The 16,041-nt window shown below is 47.5% G+C and carries 18 protein-coding genes; 10 read left to right on the top strand and 8 right to left on the bottom strand.

All coding sequences use genetic code 11. The annotated features are described in order from the left end of the window. The first annotated feature begins 76 nt into the window (after positions 1-76). From mmsB to rlmM, 5 genes are all read left to right on the top strand, one after another. Positions 77-970 carry a 3-hydroxyisobutyrate dehydrogenase gene (gene mmsB / locus BM292_RS03460; RefSeq protein WP_092855318.1) on the top strand — a complete coding sequence of 298 codons (894 nt, stop codon included), beginning with the start codon at positions 77-79 and terminating at the stop codon, positions 968-970. Between the two features lie 10 nt (positions 971-980). Further along, on the top strand, positions 981-1,745 hold the full coding sequence (locus BM292_RS03455; protein ID WP_092855316.1) for an SDR family oxidoreductase: 765 nt from the start codon (positions 981-983) through the stop codon (positions 1,743-1,745). 6 nt (positions 1,746-1,751) lie between these two features. Beyond that, a complete protein-coding gene (locus BM292_RS03450; RefSeq protein ID WP_165383903.1) occupies positions 1,752-2,654 on the top strand; it encodes a transcriptional regulator GcvA in 903 nt (300 codons plus the stop codon). Further along, positions 2,647-3,282, top strand: a complete 636-nt coding sequence (locus tag BM292_RS03445) for an alpha/beta family hydrolase (RefSeq protein WP_092855312.1) — start codon at positions 2,647-2,649, stop codon at positions 3,280-3,282. Before BM292_RS03450 ends, BM292_RS03445 begins: the two co-directional genes overlap by 8 nt. Positions 3,283-3,410: 128 nt before the next feature. Continuing rightward, on the top strand, positions 3,411-4,502 hold the full coding sequence (gene rlmM / locus BM292_RS03440) for a 23S rRNA (cytidine(2498)-2'-O)-methyltransferase RlmM (protein WP_092855310.1): 1,092 nt from the start codon (positions 3,411-3,413) through the stop codon (positions 4,500-4,502). A gap of 80 nt (positions 4,503-4,582) precedes the next feature. On the opposite strand, the gene BM292_RS03435 is transcribed toward rlmM, so the two are convergent. The 4 genes from BM292_RS03435 to queF all read right to left on the bottom strand — a co-directional run bounded on the left by BM292_RS03435 (position 4,583) and on the right by queF (position 8,284). Further along, entirely contained in the window at positions 4,583-5,587 is a 1,005-nt protein-coding gene (locus BM292_RS03435) for an isocitrate dehydrogenase (RefSeq protein ID WP_092855308.1), read from the bottom strand. A 97-nt stretch (positions 5,588-5,684) separates the two neighbouring features. Continuing rightward, positions 5,685-6,056 carry a DUF3192 domain-containing protein gene (locus BM292_RS03430; RefSeq protein ID WP_092855306.1) on the bottom strand — a complete coding sequence of 124 codons (372 nt, stop codon included), beginning with the start codon at positions 6,054-6,056 and terminating at the stop codon, positions 5,685-5,687. Positions 6,057-6,078: 22 nt separating this feature from the next. Next, positions 6,079-7,434 (bottom strand): nucleotide 5'-monophosphate nucleosidase PpnN, encoded by a 1,356-nt coding sequence (ppnN, locus tag BM292_RS03425; RefSeq protein ID WP_092855304.1) that lies wholly within the window; start codon positions 7,432-7,434, stop codon positions 6,079-6,081. A 19-nt stretch (positions 7,435-7,453) separates the two neighbouring features. Further along, positions 7,454-8,284 (bottom strand): NADPH-dependent 7-cyano-7-deazaguanine reductase QueF, encoded by an 831-nt coding sequence (gene queF, locus BM292_RS03420; protein WP_092855302.1) that lies wholly within the window; start codon positions 8,282-8,284, stop codon positions 7,454-7,456. A 96-nt stretch (positions 8,285-8,380) separates the two neighbouring features. On the opposite strand from queF, the gene syd reads away from it, so the two are divergent. The 3 genes from syd (at position 8,381) to BM292_RS03405 (ending at position 10,073) form a co-directional block, all read left to right on the top strand. Continuing rightward, the gene (syd, locus tag BM292_RS03415) at positions 8,381-8,953 is read left to right on the top strand and encodes a SecY-interacting protein (RefSeq protein ID WP_092855300.1); all 573 of its coding nucleotides are present in this window, start codon (positions 8,381-8,383) and stop codon (positions 8,951-8,953) included. Between the two features lie 144 nt (positions 8,954-9,097). Continuing rightward, entirely contained in the window at positions 9,098-9,760 is a 663-nt protein-coding gene (locus BM292_RS03410) for a GNAT family N-acetyltransferase (protein WP_092855298.1), read from the top strand. Continuing rightward, positions 9,747-10,073: an Mpo1-like protein gene (locus tag BM292_RS03405; RefSeq protein ID WP_092855296.1), complete on the top strand. Its 327-nt coding sequence runs from the start codon at positions 9,747-9,749 to the stop codon at positions 10,071-10,073. Before BM292_RS03410 ends, BM292_RS03405 begins: the two co-directional genes overlap by 14 nt. Positions 10,074-10,077: 4 nt before the next feature. Here BM292_RS03405 and BM292_RS03400 read toward each other — a convergent pair whose 3' ends face one another. Next, entirely contained in the window at positions 10,078-10,389 is a 312-nt protein-coding gene (locus tag BM292_RS03400; protein WP_165383877.1) for a DUF3301 domain-containing protein, read from the bottom strand. After that, a complete protein-coding gene (locus BM292_RS03395; RefSeq protein WP_177203779.1) occupies positions 10,386-11,435 on the bottom strand; it encodes a DUF3549 family protein in 1,050 nt (349 codons plus the stop codon). The genes BM292_RS03400 and BM292_RS03395 overlap by 4 nt, the downstream gene beginning before the upstream one ends. A 72-nt stretch (positions 11,436-11,507) precedes the next feature. On the opposite strand from BM292_RS03395, the gene BM292_RS03390 reads away from it, so the two are divergent. After that, complete coding sequence (locus tag BM292_RS03390) at positions 11,508-11,852, top strand: YqcC family protein (RefSeq protein ID WP_092855290.1); 345 nt, start codon at positions 11,508-11,510, stop codon at positions 11,850-11,852. After that, entirely contained in the window at positions 11,845-12,570 is a 726-nt protein-coding gene (gene truC, locus BM292_RS03385; RefSeq protein WP_092855288.1) for a tRNA pseudouridine(65) synthase TruC, read from the top strand. Before BM292_RS03390 ends, truC begins: the two co-directional genes overlap by 8 nt. Here the strand turns inward: truC and dapD are convergent. Both dapD and glnD read right to left on the bottom strand, forming a co-directional pair. Beyond that, positions 12,567-13,391, bottom strand: a complete 825-nt coding sequence (gene dapD, locus BM292_RS03380; protein ID WP_092855286.1) for a 2,3,4,5-tetrahydropyridine-2,6-dicarboxylate N-succinyltransferase — start codon at positions 13,389-13,391, stop codon at positions 12,567-12,569. The two genes, truC and dapD, sit on opposite strands and share 4 nt — an antisense overlap. 43 nt (positions 13,392-13,434) lie before the next feature. Beyond that, on the bottom strand, positions 13,435-16,038 hold the full coding sequence (glnD, locus tag BM292_RS03375) for a [protein-PII] uridylyltransferase (RefSeq protein ID WP_092855284.1): 2,604 nt from the start codon (positions 16,036-16,038) through the stop codon (positions 13,435-13,437). Positions 16,039-16,041 lie beyond the last annotated feature (3 nt).

Genomic DNA, 16,041 nt, shown 5'->3' with positions numbered 1-16,041 from the left:
TATTAGATATTAGCCCGTAGCACAGGGGTTTCTAATATCTAATATCCACTATCAAATATCGAATTGGATTTTAATTATGGCTAATGTTGGATTTATTGGGCTCGGCAATATGGGCGGACCGATGGCCGCTAATTTGGTCAAAGGCGGTCATCAAGTTAAAGTTTTTGATTTAGCTGAAGCAGCGTTGCAAGCAGCGAAAGAAGCGGGTTGCAGTGTCGCCGCATCGGCACATGATGCCGCGAAAAACGTTGATTTTGTGATAACAATGTTGCCGGCGGATAAGCACGTTGTGGGTGTTTATTTAGGCGATAACGGTTTGATTCACGATCTGCCAAAAAGCACGCTCGTGATTGATTGTAGTACCATAAGTGCAACAACCGCACGTCAGGTAGGACAAGCTCTAGCCGCAGAAGGCATTGCGTTTATCGATGCGCCAGTTTCCGGCGGTGTGGGTGGCGCTAAGGCCGGTACGCTTACGTTTATTTGTGGCGGCGAGCCAGCAGCGGTTGAGCGCGCACGCGACGTGCTGCAGCACATGGGTAAGAATATTTTCCGTGCTGGTGATACTGGTGCTGGTCAGGTGGCGAAAATCTGTAACAATATGTTGTTATCGGTGCTGATGGTCGGTACGTCGGAAGCATTGCAATTAGGTATTGCGCACGGTCTTGATCCCAAAGTGCTGTCGGAGATCATGTCGAAAAGTTCCGGTAGTAACTGGACTTTAGATGTATATAATCCGTGCCCTGGTGTGATGGATAATGTGCCTTCTAGCAACGACTACCAAGGTGGCTTTTTGGTTGACCTAATGAGCAAAGATCTTGGTTTGGCGCAACAAGCAGCGTTGGCAAGCGGTGCGGCGACCCCAATGGGTGGCCTAACGCATAACTTGTATCGTAGCTGGTCACAGTTAGGACACGGTCGCGAAGACTTTTCCAGTATCTTTAATTTCGTTAAAGCGAATCAAAAATAACGGATAAATTATGAAAATTGCTGAAAGTACCATTGTAATTACTGGTGGCGCGCAAGGGTTAGGCCGCGCTATGGCCGAACATTTTGCAGCAGAAGGTGCGCAATTGGCACTGATTGATATGAATGCCGATACGTTGACTGAAGCGGAAGGTATTTGTACCGCGAAAGGCGCCCCAAAAGTGAAAGGTTACGTGGTCAATGTGACTGACGAAGCGGCTGTTGAGCAAGTATTTAATGATATCGTTGCTGATTTTGGTGCGGTTAACGTACTCATCAACAATGCCGGCATTTTGCGCGATGGTATGCTGATTAAATGCAAAGATGGCGAAATTACTCATAAAATGCCGCTGCAACAGTTTCAGTCGGTTTTAGACGTCAACTTAACCGGTAGCTTCTTGTGTGGTCGCGAAGCGTCTGCGCATATGGCAAAAGCTGGTAATGGCGGCGTGATTATAAATATTTCAAGCGTGGCGCGTGCAGGTAACATTGGTCAAACCAACTACGCAGCGACAAAAGCTGGTGTGGTTGCTATGACAGTAACTTGGGCACGTGAACTGGGCCGTTTTGGTATCCGTTGTGGTGCGATTGCGCCAGGATTTATTGAAACACCAATGACTGCGCAAATGAAGCCTGAGGCAATTGAGCGTGCGTTGAGCATGGTGCCATTACGCCGCTGGGGACAGCCTGATGAGATTGCCCACAGTGCGCGTTATATTATTGAGAATGACTTCTTTAGTGGACGTGTGATAGAAATAGATGGTGGCGTTCGACTATAACGAGTACTGATGCGTAAATTACCCCCATTAAATGCCTTAAAAGCGTTTGAAGTAGCTGCCCGACAACTGAGTTTTACTCGGGCAGCTGATGAGTTGTTTGTCACCCAAGCTGCGGTAAGTCACCAAGTGAAAGCACTTGAGGATTTTTTGGGGGTACAATTATTTTTGCGCCGCAATCGGTCGTTATTGCTTACTCCAGAGGGCCAAACCTACTACCTCGAACTCAAAGAAATTTTTGACCACATTGTGCAAGCCACCGAAAAAGTTCGGTTTGCGAGCCAACGTGGTTCTTTGACCATCTCACTACCCCCTAGCTTTGCTATTTTATGGTTTGTACCCCGCTTAAGTCGATTTCGCGAAGCTTATCCGGATATTGATGTGCGTATTCGCGCCGTCGATGAGGTAGATGGCTCATTGACCGATGATGTTGACGTGGCCATATACTACGGTGCCGGCAAGTGGCCGGGCTTAAAAGCGTATAAACTTCATAATGAATATCTGATACCAGTCTGTTCGCCGTTGTTATTAAACGGCACGAAGCCGCTACGTGAACCGCGTGATTTACTGAATCACACGCTATTGCATGATGAAACCCGCAACGCCTGGAAAGATTGGTTCAAATTAGTCGGAATCGATAAAGATAAAGGTGATAACGGTCCTATTTTTAGTCACTCTAATCTTGCGCTGAAGGCTGCTGTGCATGGGCAAGGCATTGCATTAGCCAACAACGTGTTGGTAAAGCCAGAGATTGACGCGGGTCATTTGATTCAAATTTTTCCTGAAGCATTACCGCGGCAAAAGTCTTTTTATCTGGTTTGTCGTGACTCTCAGTCAGAAGTCGGTAAAATCGCCACCTTCCGAAATTGGCTACTTCAAGTAGTCGAAGAAGAAGAGGACAGTTATGAGTGATAGTCAGCGGGTTGCGATTCATCGTGACAACGCCGAAGGTAAGGCTCGGATTATTTTTGCTCATGGCGCTGGTGCAGGCTTGCAAAGTGATTTCATGCAGTATTTCGCACTAGCGCTGGCATTAAATGATATTGAAGTCGTGCGCTTTAACTTTCCGTATTGGCAAAAGTTCATGGATTCTGGCGTACGTCGACCACCTAATCGCATGCCTGAACTCGAGCATTGTATGCGCACCGTAGCAAGCCAGTTTGACGATGGTAAGTCATTGTTTTTAATGGGTAAGTCGATGGGATCCCGTGTGGCGTTTCGACTTGCCAATGAGCTGGATGCGAAAGCCGCTATTGCCCTAGGTTTTCCATTTCATCCGATTGGTAAACCTGAAAAACTCAGGCTAGATGACTTAAATAATTGCTGCGTACAGAATCTGATTATTCAAGGTACGCGTGATAATTTTGGCAAACCTGAACAAGTGCGCCGTTATGATTTGCCTGCTAATGTTGCCGTAAAATGGATTGAGGGTGGTGATCACAGTCTTGAGCCGACTAAGCGCAGCGGCTATGCGCGCGAGCAATTATGGCAAGCAGCAGTAAACGAAGTAACGAAATTAATTAAGAGCGTTATTCGTTAGTCGTCCGTTCACTTCGTTCACTGTTCGTGCGCGCTTCGCGCCGTTCGTGAAATCAATCTACGAAGAGCGTAGCGGACGAACAGCGAAGCTATCGAACAACGAAAAACGTTTTCACCAAGGGGTTATGAATGACTGGAATTGTGGCCTATTGCCGGCCTGGATTTGAAAACGATTGTGCCGCCGAGTTGCAGGACAAAACCGCAGCTCTGGGCATTTACGGCTATTGCCAAACCAAACCACAGCAGGGGTTTGTGGTCTATCGCTGCCAGTCTGAAGAGGCCGAACACTTAGCTAAGAAGCTGATATTAAGTGAACTTATTTTTACCCGGCAATTCATCGTTATTTTGGCGCATGTGACAGACTTACCTCAAGAAGATAGGGTGAGTGCGGTGCAGGTCGCATTGTTAGATGAAGACGTGCAAGAGGCTTTTGCAGGCGTTAAACCGTGTGGCGATATTCGGGTAGAAACACCGGATACCAACGATGGCAAAGAGCTGTCCAAGTTTTGCCGTAAGTTCACTGTGCCACTGCGTCAGGGCTTGCGTAAAATTGAATGGCTGACGGCAAAAGAGAGCGATCGCCGTCCAACTTTACATGCATTCTTTTTAAGTAACCAAGAAGTCTATATTGGTTTTTCTTATTCGTTTAACCAATCGCCATGGCTTATGGGTATTCCACGCCTACGCTTCCCAAGTGACGCACCAAGCCGTTCGACATTGAAGCTAGACGAAGCTTTTCAGGTGTTTGTGCCTGAGCATGAGCGTGAAGAACGGATTACGTCAGGCATGAATGCGGTAGATTTGGGGGCTGCGCCGGGCGGTTGGACGTATCAGTTAGTGCGCCGCGGGATGATGGTACAAGCGGTTGATAATGGCCCCATGGCAGAAAGTTTGATGGAGACAGGCCAAGTGAAACATGTTCGTGAGGACGGTTTTAAATACCGCCCGAAAAAGAAGAATGTCACTTGGTTGGTGTGCGACATGGTGGAAAAGCCAGCGCGCGTTGGTGAACTCATGACAAGTTGGTTAATTGACGGCGACTGTAAAGAAGCTATTTTTAACTTAAAACTACCGATGAAACGACGTTATGCGGCGGTTGCTGAGTATCTTGAACATATTAAACAAACGTTGGTAGAGCAGGGGCGTGGTCGGTTTGAGTTACAAGCCAAGCAGCTGTATCACGATCGTGAAGAAATCACCGTTCATATTCGCTGGTTGTAGGTTTTAAATCATTTGCGTTAATCACAAAAAAGCCCGAGACCAACTGGAATCGGGCTTTTCATAACCAACGACAATAATTATTACAGTCGGTCAATCACTGCTTGAGTGAAGTCAGTAGTACCGCCGTTGCCGCCTAAATCGCGGGTTGTGCGATCGCCTGTGGCAATCACATCGGTAACCGCTGCAAGAATACGTTTCGCCTGATCTTGCATGCCAAGGTATTCCAACATTTGGATAGCAGCTAAAATAACTGAGGTTGGATTCGCTAGGTTTTGACCCGCGATATCCGGTGCTGAACCATGAACGGCCTCAAAGATAGCAGAGTTATCACCAATGTTAGCCCCCGGAGCCATACCTAGACCGCCAACTAAACCGGCACATAAATCAGATAAAATATCACCGAACAGGTTGGTGGTAACAATCACGTCAAACTGTTCTGGGTTCATCACCAGCTTCATACATACCGCATCAACAATCATCTCATCCGATTGAATATCTGGGTATTCCGCAGCAATTTCGCGCGCTACTTTCAGGAATAAACCTGAAGTAGACTTCAAAATATTGGCTTTATGAACCGCAGTTACTTTTTTGCGACCTTCACGGCGTGCGAGCTCATAGGCAAAACGCACAATGCGCTCAGCACCCGCGCGGGTAATTTTACTCATCGCTTGTGCTTCAGAGCCGTCTTCAGACACCACTTGGCCGAGGCCTGAGTACATGCCTTCAGTATTTTCGCGCACGGTAATAATGTCGATATCTTCGTAGCGTGCTTTGGTACCTTTAAATGATTTAACCGGGCGCACATTGGCGTAAAGGTTAAACTGTTTACGCAGACTCACGTTGATAGAGGTAAAGCCTTCACCGACTGGTGTCGTCAGTGGGCCTTTTAAAGTCGCTTTGTTACGCGCAATGGCATCAAGCGTTGCTTGGGGTAATAGCTCGCCAGTTTTTTCCAACGCAGCTAAACCGGCATCAGCAAATTCATAGTTGAAATCACAGCCTGCTTTATCAAGAATCTTTAGTGTTGCATCGATGATGTCTGGACCAATTCCATCACCTGGGATTACGGTAATTGTGGTGCTCATTGCGGGTACCTTCTTACTTCTAGGGTCGTCAAAATGTGTGTACGAAATTGGCGCGAACTATAGCAGATTTTGACCTAACGAATGGTGTTAAGCGTCATTAAAACGATTGATACTCACTATAAGCATCAGCACCCCAAGCGATCAGTGCGTTGTCTTTGAATAGCAGTGGCGTACACTCATCACGAGTTGTTATACCATCAGACTTTACGTGGTGGGTACGATAAAACAAAATGAGGACTTCACCACTATCAGTGGCCTTAGCTTCGCTGATATCTGGTGAGCCAAGTAAACGAATTACGTCGTCGCGTGGCGTGCCCAAATTTAATCGTCCAATTTGCTTTAAATTGAACGTTTCACGTTCCTGCCAACTCATATTCTCTGGATCGGCTTGATAAAAGTGCAGGACCAGCGCAGCGGCTGCCGCATAAATAGCAAAGCCGATTAATACGACCTTCAGCATTTTCGACATTGACTGCGCCTCCCTAGCAATTCTAATCAGTAATGACACGATAACATGGATGATACACCGATCCTGGCAATTTCATCCGGCTTTGTTCGACGAATGCCCGCAACAATACGTCCAACTTCTTCATCATGTCGCGCTCACCATGAATTTCAAACACACCGTGCTTACGAATGGCACGAATGCCATCGTCTTTCACGTTGCCCGCAACAATTGCGGAAAATGCACGACGTAGGTCAGCCGCAAGAGCTTGAGGTTCTTGGTCGCGATGCAGGTTTAAATTACGCACATTATCATGATTGGGCACAAATGGACGCTGGAATGCTTCGTCAATATGTAAGGTCCAGTTGAAGCAATAAGAATCACCGGTATCACGGCGATATTCTTTCACCGCTTGCGCGCCTTGGGTCATCGTCTTCGCCACAGTGGCAGGATCAGCAATGATGATTTGATACAGTTTACGTGCTTCGTGACCGAGCGTTTCAGCAATGAAATCGTCAATTGCCTCAAAGTAACCGCGGCTGCTTTCGGGACCAGTTAAAATGATAGGTAATACCTGACGCTGATTATTTGGATGCATCAAAATACCCAAAATATATAGCAATTCCTCGGCAGTACCAGCACCACCTGGGAATATCACAATACCGTGTGCACAGCGAACAAACGCTTCAAGACGCTTTTCGATATCCGGCAGGATAACCAATTCGTTCACGATAGGGTTCGGTGGCTCTGCAGCAATAATTCCAGGCTCAGTGAAGCCTAAGTAACGACCGTCGACAATCCGTTGTTTAGCGTGGCCAATCGTGGCACCTTTCATTGGTCCTTTCATTGCGCCGGGTCCACAACCGGTGCAGATATTGAGGCTACGTAAACCGAGTTGATAACCCACTTCTTTCGTGTACTTATACTCAACTTCGTTGATTGAGTGACCGCCCCAACAAACAATGACGTTCGGGTCGAGGTTCGGTTGGACGACTTGGGCGTTGCGTAAGATGTCGAAAACAACGTGAGTGAGGGTATGCGTGTCGGCTGAATCGAGCGTTTGTGCATTATAACGTTCGCCCGTGAATAGAATATCACGAAGCACCGCTTCAACGAGCTCTTGCATACCAGCAATCAGCTTACCATCAACAAACGCTTCCGCCGGTGGGTTCACTAATTCGAGTTGCACGCCGCGCTCACATTTAATGACGTTCACATCAAAATCTTTATATTTTTCGAAAATCTCTTCACTGCTATCAGTATTACTGCCCGCGTTTAAAACTGCTAAGCAGCAGTTACGAAACAGACGATACAATTGCTCGTCACTGCTTTGTTGTAAGCGGTTAATTTCTAATTGCGACAGCAAACTCATGCTGCCACGTGGAGATATCTTGAATCTCATAGTGTTTCCTTGTTCATTATTATTGGCGACTTAACCGCACAGACTGTGGTGTTGGCTCGAAATCTGAACGAAAAGGATTTATATCCAAGCCACCGCGGCGCGTATAACGCGCATAAACAGTTAACTGTGTTGGTTTGAGTCGCGTTTTTATATCCATATAGAGCCGTTCTACGCATTGCTCGTGAAACTCATTATGATGTCGAAATGAGACGATATAGCGAAGCAGGGCTGCATGGTCAATTGCCGGACCGTGGTAGCGAATGAGAACTGACCCCCAGTCCGGTTGATTGGTTATAAGGCAGTTTGATTTCAACAAGTGACTGTGAAGTGTTTCAGACACGATCTTGGTTGAGCTTAACTGCAAAAGCTCAGGGTTGTAGTCATAACATTCAATTGCAATATTTTGCTCGTCAATGCAGTGCCCAGGTAATTCACCGAATGGCATACGTTGCGCCTGTTGTACCGTGTTTAGGCGCACAGATACCGGTGCCCCAGCACAATGTGAGAGATCAAGTGCGAGCTGTTCTTGTACGTCCTGCCAGTGCGCCCAGCGGCTTTCGTTAAAGCTATTGAGATACAGTTTAAACGACTTCGATTCAATTAAATTTTTACTCGTGCAGGGCACTCGAAATTCCGCAATCGCAACCTGCGGAAGGCCTTGCGCGTTTAACCAAGATAGCTCATAACCATGCCAAATATCGTCACCATGAAAGGGTATTTCGGCTCCTTCGGCGAGGCCGATTGGCGTCCGGTTGAGTTGGCGTGGAACCGCCTGCAACAGCGAGGCGTCATAATGCGTGGGATATTGTGTGGGTTGACCCAAGTTTAAATGGGCAAGCTCATGCTTCATCGATTTTAATTACCTGTTACACTACCATTTTTAATGCAGTCGGTCATTGTAGCGCCGCTGTCAATGAGTTACCAGCAAAAACCATAGGGCTGTTTCATGTCGCTTGATACCGTATTTGATGACTTTATTCAACGTTATACTGCTGCCTATGCAGCTGCTAATGTACCACTTTTAACCGAAGCACATGACGATTGGCAGGCGCCGATATATCAACGCCAAACAACGGCAACGGAAGCGCAGGGCGAAGACGTTGTATGGCAACCCGTACGTCAACAACAGCCGCTGCAATTTCAAGACCTTGCAAATGCACTTGAACAACCATTTCATCCGGATATCGCCACGTTCTACGGACGTTGGTATGCTGCAGATCTCAATGTGTCATACGATAATCATCCACTGGTTTTATTACAAAACCACTGTCATGAAGACGGCGAACGCTTACAAGCTAATCTAGCGGGTCATGTACTGATGAAACGCCGCTTGCGTCAACCCATGACATTATTTATTGGATTAGCTGAAGAGTCCGATGACTTGTTGATTACGGTGGATAATGAGACCGGCCAAGTTGGACTTGAGTTTGTCGGTCAACCGCAGCACGAAATTTTGGCACCGTCGCTCGCCGAGCTTATGACGATTGTTCAACCACGAGTTGTCACTAACGCAGCGTAATAAGAAGCCTAATAGGGTGTAGCCAAATTGATTGAGATCAAGTAATTTGAGCATAAGCACGTTGTAGAAGTGACGTATCCGAGCGTTGAGGTTGTAACGGTGTAGTAACGCTCACCAAACCGAGTACGAACGAAAGGGCACATAATGACAACAATAAATCCAGCTCAATTGCGTGAAGGTCAGTTAACTTACTTAGTCGCTGAAGATTTAAAAATGGCGGCCTCATTGCTTTATCAAGCCTATCATGACGACGCGTTATTGATGGCCATTTTCCAAGCGGAAAAGCCGGACTACGAAAAGCGTTTGCGTGCGGCTATACGCGAAGAGTTAATGGCGTTTTGGGAAGCTCAGCAGCCGATGCTGGGCGTGTTTGACGGTGACTCGCTCATCGGCGTGGTTTGTTTGACCCAGCCGGGTAAGAGCTTTGGTCCCGGCAAATATTGGCATTGGCGCTTAAAAATGCTGTTAACAGCAGGTTACGTGAGTACGATGCAGTTGCTTGAGAAAGAGCGTTTAATTCAAGAAGCTGTTGGTGGTGACGATTACCATATGTTGGCGTTTATTGCAGTAAGCCCGCGTTATCAACAACAAGGTTGGGGTGATTTGTTAGTTCGTGCAGCTCAAGCGGCACTTGATGAAGAACCACAATCGCGAGGTTTGGCGGTTTATGTGACACAACCGCAGCACCTGAAACTATTCGAGCAAAATGGCTATGAACTCGTTCAAGAACTTGACGTTGGCGATGTGCATGGCAAATTGTTGTTTCAATCACGGGCTCAAGCGAATGAGGTGAATCGTGCAGTTTAATAGTTTCGCAGAGTTTTATCCCTATTACCTAGCTGAGCATTCTGATCCGCGCTGTCGTGCTATGCATTATATTGGCAGCACACTCGTGTTGGCAGTGTTAGCCTACGCTATTTTTACTCAGCAGTGGCTTTGGTTATTCGCTATACCGGTTGTCGGCTATGGTTTTGCATGGTTTGGGCATTTCGGTTTCGAACATAATAAGCCGGCGACATTTAAGTATCCGGCATACTCATTGTTGGGTGACTGGGTCATGTATGGGCAGTTCTTGTTGCGCCTAATTGGCGTGAAAACGGGTCCCAAGGCTCCGAACTAATTGATTATGCACTCGGCACTCGGTGTGGTGGCACTTGCACGTCGACCAAACGCAAATTAAGCAATTTCGCTTGGCCGACGTAACGGCTTTCGCCATCGCTACTAAAACCAAACTCATACGTACTCAGCCAACCAATATGGCGTGCCCATTTCGCTGGACGCCCTCGTTGCCACGCAATATCCAAAAACTGTAATTGATGTTGTTTACAGTAGTGTTCAACATGGCGTCGAGCCTGTTCAGCTTGGCGTCGCCCCTGCCAGAAAAGAAGCACAATAAAGCCAACGACGATAAGCAGAATAGCATCGCCTAGTATCATGATTTTGCTCCAATAAACTGTTGCCATGCCTGATATAAAGGCGTCGGTAAGTCATTGCGTTGAACTAGACCTAAAGCAAATATACGAGTTTCTGGTAATCGTAAAAGGTCACGCACAATGCCAGCAAACAGGGCAGCATTATTGAGCTCGGCTAAGCGCAGGAGATAGCTTTCCATTAAACTTGAACCACTACTTGCACCTTCAGGTGAAGCACCAATCAAGGCTGGCCATAGCCGCGCGGTTATAATAACCAGTTCATCGGCCGTTGCGAGAGGAATGCGTTGGCCGAGTGCTTGTTGCATTTCGGCGGTGTTAGCAAAGCCTGCGAGGGCGCGCAGTGCATTCATTCGTAACTGCATCTGCTCAGCGTTTAAAAGAGGTAACAATTTATCGCGTAATTGAACGGGCGGCTGAGTATGTTCTAATGCTTCGGCTAACGCATTCTGTAATGGCTCAGGGTAGGTGGCAAAGTTTTCTGTTATCGCCTTAACCACCTCCGGATGCTCAGCCAAACGCATCGCGACATCATGAATACCTTGCAGACCAAGATGCTGCCAACCATCAGGCGTTGGCGTTTGGAACTCAGTAAGCGCAGCGCTAAAATAACGCGAGGGCGGACGCTGCCAAGTCGTGGTGAGCTGAGCATGAAGGGCAGCGCGTTTCGCTTCTGATGGGGTGAACAAATAAGCCGATTGCTGCAATTGTTGCTCTTGTTCATCGCTTAGCGCGCCAGTAATTTGCTGACCAAGCAGTGCAATCACGTGGGCCATGAATTCCTGTTGTGCGGCATGGTTTAATAAACCGCGCTCGTCGAGCGGCATTTTAAGGAACCATAAGAATGGCTCGGGCTGCTCAGCTTGCAGTTTGGGCCAAAACACGACAGCAAACCACGCATGGTCTTGTAGCGGATACGGATAAGGGCGCTGTTGCGCACAAATGGCATCAAATACTTGTGATTCAAGTGGCTGAACACGGCGGCCTAAATCGTAAACGAGGTAATCACTATGGCTTTCGCTGAGTAACTCAGCCAGGTTTGTCATGGTCATGAAACTTGCAACATTTATCATTTTGCTTAAAGATGTCGCCCATTATAACTAAAATAAGTCGTGGAGGTAGTCATGGACCAACGACAACGCGCAGCGCGTTTACTGGAACGAATTGAAGCAGAACTAAATTGTTTGGGCTTATGGCAAACCCATTATCCGTCAGCGCAAGCGCTTGAAAGTACGGAACCGTTTGCAATGGATACCTTAGATTTTCATCAATGGCTGCAATTTATAATGTTGCCACGAATGTGGGCGATGCTCGATGGTGAACATCCGTTACCGCAGAATATCGCGGTAAGTCCAATGGCAACGCATGTGTATCGTGAAGAGCTCGAGCATCATGAAGGGCTTATCTCAAGTTTACGTGAATTCGATATCTTACTCAGTGGGGCAGACCCACTAGCCGAAGATGTCTAGTGCGACCAACGAATTGCCCATCGTCTTTCATGACGATTATTTCGTGGCGATTGATAAACCTAGTGGGTTGCTCGTTCACCGCAGTTGGATAGCGCGCGAAGCGACTGAATTTGCGCTGCAAAAGGTGCGCGATCAAATCGGTCAGCGGGTGTATCCCGTGCACCGTCTTGATCGTCCAACGTCCGGTATTTTATTGTTCGCAAAAGATGCCGATACGGCCCGTTTAACCACTGAATTATTTGCAAGTCGTCAGGTTGAGAAAATCTACCATGCTGTGGTGCGTGGGTATTTGCAAGACGGTGTTTTGGACTACCCACTAAAAGAAGAACTCGACAAAATTACGGATGCTCAGGCCGATCCGAACAAAGAAGCTCAAACTGCCGTAACTGAGTATCGTTGCTTGAAACAAATTGAGTTACCGTTTGCGGTTGGCAAACGGCATGCAACATCGCGTTACTCGTTAATGGAACTGAAGCCGCGCACTGGCCGCAAGCATCAACTGCGGCGCCATATGGCGCATTTACGCCATCCAATTATTGGTGACAGTCATCATGGTGACGGGCGCCATAACCGGTTTTTTAGAGAGCACTTCAACTTACACCGCTTGATGCTTGCGGCAACGACACTCGCATTTGAACATCCGTATACGAAAACGGCAGTTCGAATCGAACTGCCGTTACCGCAGGATTTGTTATTACCGTTTGCTAACGAAGATTAGTCGGCGGCACGTAATAACTCATTGATGCCAACTTTTGCACGTGTTTTCGCATCAACTTTTTTCACAATGATGGCGGCATAGAGGCTGTGAGTACCGTCTTTTGCAGGCAGGGTGCCTGGCACAACAACGGCACCTGCAGGCACACGGCCATAGTGAATTTCACCGGTTTCACGATCATAAATACGGGTGCTTTGGCCAATATAAACCCCCATAGAAATCACCGCGCCTTCTTCGACGATTACGCCCTCAACGATTTCTGAGCGTGCGCCAATAAAACAGTTGTCTTCAATGATTGTTGGGGCAGCTTGCAATGGCTCTAAGACGCCACCAATCCCCACGCCGCCTGACAAATGTACATTTTTACCAATCTGAGCGCATGAACCGACCGTAGCCCACGTATCAACCATGGTGCCTTCATCAACATAAGCGCCAATATTCACATACGATGGCATAAGGACGACGTTGCGACCGATAAATGCACCTTTTCGTACCATTGCTGGTGGCACCACACGCATTCCCTCGGCACGGAAACGAGCATCGTCATAGCCAATAAACTTACTATCAACTTTGTCAAAGAAGCGCGTTTCACCGCCGTTCATGACGTGGTTATCTTGCGTGCGAAACGACAGTAGCACGGCCTTTTTCAGCCATTCGTTGACAACCCACTTGCCGTCAACTTTTTCGGCGACACGGTATTCTCCTTGATCAATTTTTTGAATCACGTCAGTCAAATCACGTTGTAGTTCGGCCGGAACTCGGCTGGGTGAAATATCCGCGCGTTGCTCAAATGCGGCTTCAATACGTGCTTGTAATGTGCTCATGAAATATCCTATTACTACTTAATCGTACGTCAAATGAGACGTTTTAATGGTCGAGTGCAGCAATGATTTGCTTGCGCAATTGCTGCTTTTGTTCGTTATCTAAGGCTTCATTGCGGCGGGTGGTGATAATAAATAAGTCCTCCGCCTGCTCGCCAACCGTGGTGATTTTAGCGGTAAGTATATTTAAATCCAATGCTTGGAGGACTTTTGCCACTCGTGCCACTAACCCGGGTCGATCCAGTGCCGTTAATTCAAACGCTGTGCGACGCGGATTGCGTTCGCTGACAAACTCAATTTTGGTTGCCACATTAAAGCTACGCAAACGCCGCGGTAGTCGTCGTTGAGCATTTGGTGCAGATTGGCGTTGACGTAATACATCGTGCAGTTGCTGTTTCAATGATTCGATACGACGAATATCCGTCAGAGGCTCGCCATCGTCTTGCAACACCACAAAGGTATCCATGACATAACCATCGCGTGTCGCCAAAATTTGTGCATCGTGAATGCTCAGTGCTTGGCTATCCAGTACCGCGGCCACCGCAGCGAATAAGTTTTCATGCTCTAGGTGATAAACAAATAGCTCGGTAGTACCTTGATTATTTTCGTCACCGACTAAAATCAGTGGTAATTGCTCATCCGAGTGAACTTGCAAAATATATTGTGAGTGCCAAGCAATCTGCTCAGGTTGATGGCGTAAAAAATAGTCGGCTGTAAACCGGCTCCACAATTCGTTCACTGCTTGTGCGGCAAACCCAAGGCTCAGTAGCAAGCCCATTGCATGCGCTTGGTGCTGATGAATCCGTTGGCGCATTTCGCCAGCTGCCGACGGTTTACTTTGGGCTAGAAACTGCTTGGTGGATTGATAGAGATTCTCAAGTAATGTCGCTTTCCAGTTGTTCCACAAACTACTGTTGGTGGCGCGAATATCAGCCACCGTTAAACAGTAGAGATAATCAAGATATCGTTGATTACCGACCTGTTCAGCAAATTGTCGAACCACTTCAGGATCATGGATATCACGTTTTTGCGCAGTGACAGACATCACTAAATGATTGCGCACAAGCCAAGCGATCAACTTGCCATCTTCAGCTTTCAACTCGTGTAAGCGAGCAAAGTTTAATGCGTCAATTTCGCCAAGCTCAGAGTGATCACCGCCGCGCCCTTTGGCGATGTCGTGAAAAATTCCGGCAAGATAGAGCAGCTCAGGTTTGTCCATGCTGCTGACGATTTCGGCGCACAGCGGAAACTCTTCGTTGTAGTCGCTATCGGTATAACGGTATAGGTTTCGAACCAAACGGAACGTGTGCTCATCGACGGTGTAGGCATGAAATAAATCGAATTGCATTTGCCCAACAATTTGCTGCCACTGCGGCAAATAATTCGCCAATATTTGATGCTTATGCATGAGGCGGAAAGCATCGCCACAACCATTCGGATGGCGTAATAGTCGCATAAACAACTGCCGACACGCCGCATCATTATTTAATGGCTGGCGTAGTTGCCGTCTCGCATTACGCAATAAACGGAGCGTTTGTGCCTGCAGCTGCTTTAATTGAGAGTGCTCAGCAACTAACAGCATGCATTGTAATAAATGACGAGGATCGTCAAATACATTGACGTGACGGGCCGCAATCAATGGCCCGTAGGCTTCAAAATTCTCGTTAAGATGCAACGGCTCGATATGTTTACTACTTAGGATGCTCTGCTCAAAAAACTGCAGCAACATTTCGTTGAGTTCAGTGACACCGACCACGGCATTAAAGTAGTCCTTCATTAAGGCTTCAACCGCATGCTTACCGGGCTCGCCATAACCGAGGCGAGCGGCAACACCCGGTTGATAATCAAACAGTAAACGGTCTTCTTTTTTTGCTGCCTCAAGGTGTAGAGCAAACCGAATCCGGCCCAATAACTGTTGATATTCTCTGAGCTCGAGTAACTCTTCGGCAGTGATATAGCCGTGTTGGACTAGGGTTTCATCGTTTTGCGTATGAAAGTGACGCTTGGCAATCCAACTAATGGTTTGAATATCGCGTAAGCCGCCTGGTGTGCTCTTAACGTTTGGCTCTAGATTATACGCAGTGCCATGGTAGCGTTGATGGCGCTCTTGTTGCTCGGCGTATTTCGCTTGATAGTAAGCACGACTCGACCATGGAAACTCTCGTTGTACTTGCCATAAAAACTGGTCGGCAAGCGCTTTGTTTCCACAGAGTAAACGTTGTTCCAATAAGCTGGTGGCAACAGTGACATCGTCTGCAGCTTGCTCGATGCATTGGCTCGGTGTGCGCACGCTATGCCCAACATCGAGGCGCAGATCCCAGAGAAACTGAATGATGTGTTGAATATGTTCTTTTTCACGCGATGACAGCGGCTCAGCATGCAGAAATAATAAATCGATGTCGGACTGGGGATGCAAGGCGCCGCGGCCATAACCGCCGACCGCAATTAAACTGAGTTGGCTTTGATTTAATTCAAATTGCTGCCATAGCTGTTGTAGCAGTGTATCGATGAATGCACTGCGATCAGCAAGTAAAAACTCGATGTCGGCCGTTACAAACGCATCGGCCTGCCATTGATGATAAGCTTCAAGGCATTCGCGCCCCGTGCTTAAGGTGACCGGGTTTGGCCAACGGGGTGGGGCGCTAAGCATGAT

Source organism: Pseudidiomarina tainanensis (assembly GCF_900115255.1).
In the GTDB taxonomy this organism is placed as follows: domain Bacteria; phylum Pseudomonadota; class Gammaproteobacteria; order Enterobacterales; family Alteromonadaceae; genus Pseudidiomarina; species Pseudidiomarina tainanensis.
This window is presented reverse-complemented; position numbering and strand designations above follow the sequence as displayed.

Excerpts from the sequence above, each read along its gene's own strand:
- mmsB (WP_092855318.1), top strand. The coding sequence starts at position 77 with ATGGCTAATGTTGGATTTATTGGGCTCGGCAATATGGGCGGACCGATG.
- BM292_RS03455 (WP_092855316.1), top strand. The coding sequence starts at position 981 with ATGAAAATTGCTGAAAGTACCATTGTAATTACTGGTGGCGCGCAAGGG.
- BM292_RS03445 (WP_092855312.1), top strand. The coding sequence starts at position 2,647 with ATGAGTGATAGTCAGCGGGTTGCGATTCATCGTGACAACGCCGAAGGT.
- rlmM (WP_092855310.1), top strand. The coding sequence starts at position 3,411 with ATGACTGGAATTGTGGCCTATTGCCGGCCTGGATTTGAAAACGATTGT.
- BM292_RS03435 (WP_092855308.1), bottom strand. The coding sequence starts at position 5,587 with ATGAGCACCACAATTACCGTAATCCCAGGTGATGGAATTGGTCCAGAC.
- BM292_RS03430 (WP_092855306.1), bottom strand. The coding sequence starts at position 6,056 with ATGTCGAAAATGCTGAAGGTCGTATTAATCGGCTTTGCTATTTATGCG.
- ppnN (WP_092855304.1), bottom strand. The coding sequence starts at position 7,434 with ATGAGATTCAAGATATCTCCACGTGGCAGCATGAGTTTGCTGTCGCAA.
- queF (WP_092855302.1), bottom strand. The coding sequence starts at position 8,284 with ATGAAGCATGAGCTTGCCCATTTAAACTTGGGTCAACCCACACAATAT.
- syd (WP_092855300.1), top strand. The coding sequence starts at position 8,381 with ATGTCGCTTGATACCGTATTTGATGACTTTATTCAACGTTATACTGCT.
- BM292_RS03410 (WP_092855298.1), top strand. The coding sequence starts at position 9,098 with ATGACAACAATAAATCCAGCTCAATTGCGTGAAGGTCAGTTAACTTAC.
- BM292_RS03400 (WP_165383877.1), bottom strand. The coding sequence starts at position 10,389 with ATGATACTAGGCGATGCTATTCTGCTTATCGTCGTTGGCTTTATTGTG.
- BM292_RS03395 (WP_177203779.1), bottom strand. The coding sequence starts at position 11,435 with ATGACCATGACAAACCTGGCTGAGTTACTCAGCGAAAGCCATAGTGAT.
- BM292_RS03390 (WP_092855290.1), top strand. The coding sequence starts at position 11,508 with ATGGACCAACGACAACGCGCAGCGCGTTTACTGGAACGAATTGAAGCA.
- truC (WP_092855288.1), top strand. The coding sequence starts at position 11,845 with ATGTCTAGTGCGACCAACGAATTGCCCATCGTCTTTCATGACGATTAT.
- dapD (WP_092855286.1), bottom strand. The coding sequence starts at position 13,391 with ATGAGCACATTACAAGCACGTATTGAAGCCGCATTTGAGCAACGCGCG.
- glnD (WP_092855284.1), bottom strand. The coding sequence starts at position 16,038 with ATGCTTAGCGCCCCACCCCGTTGGCCAAACCCGGTCACCTTAAGCACG.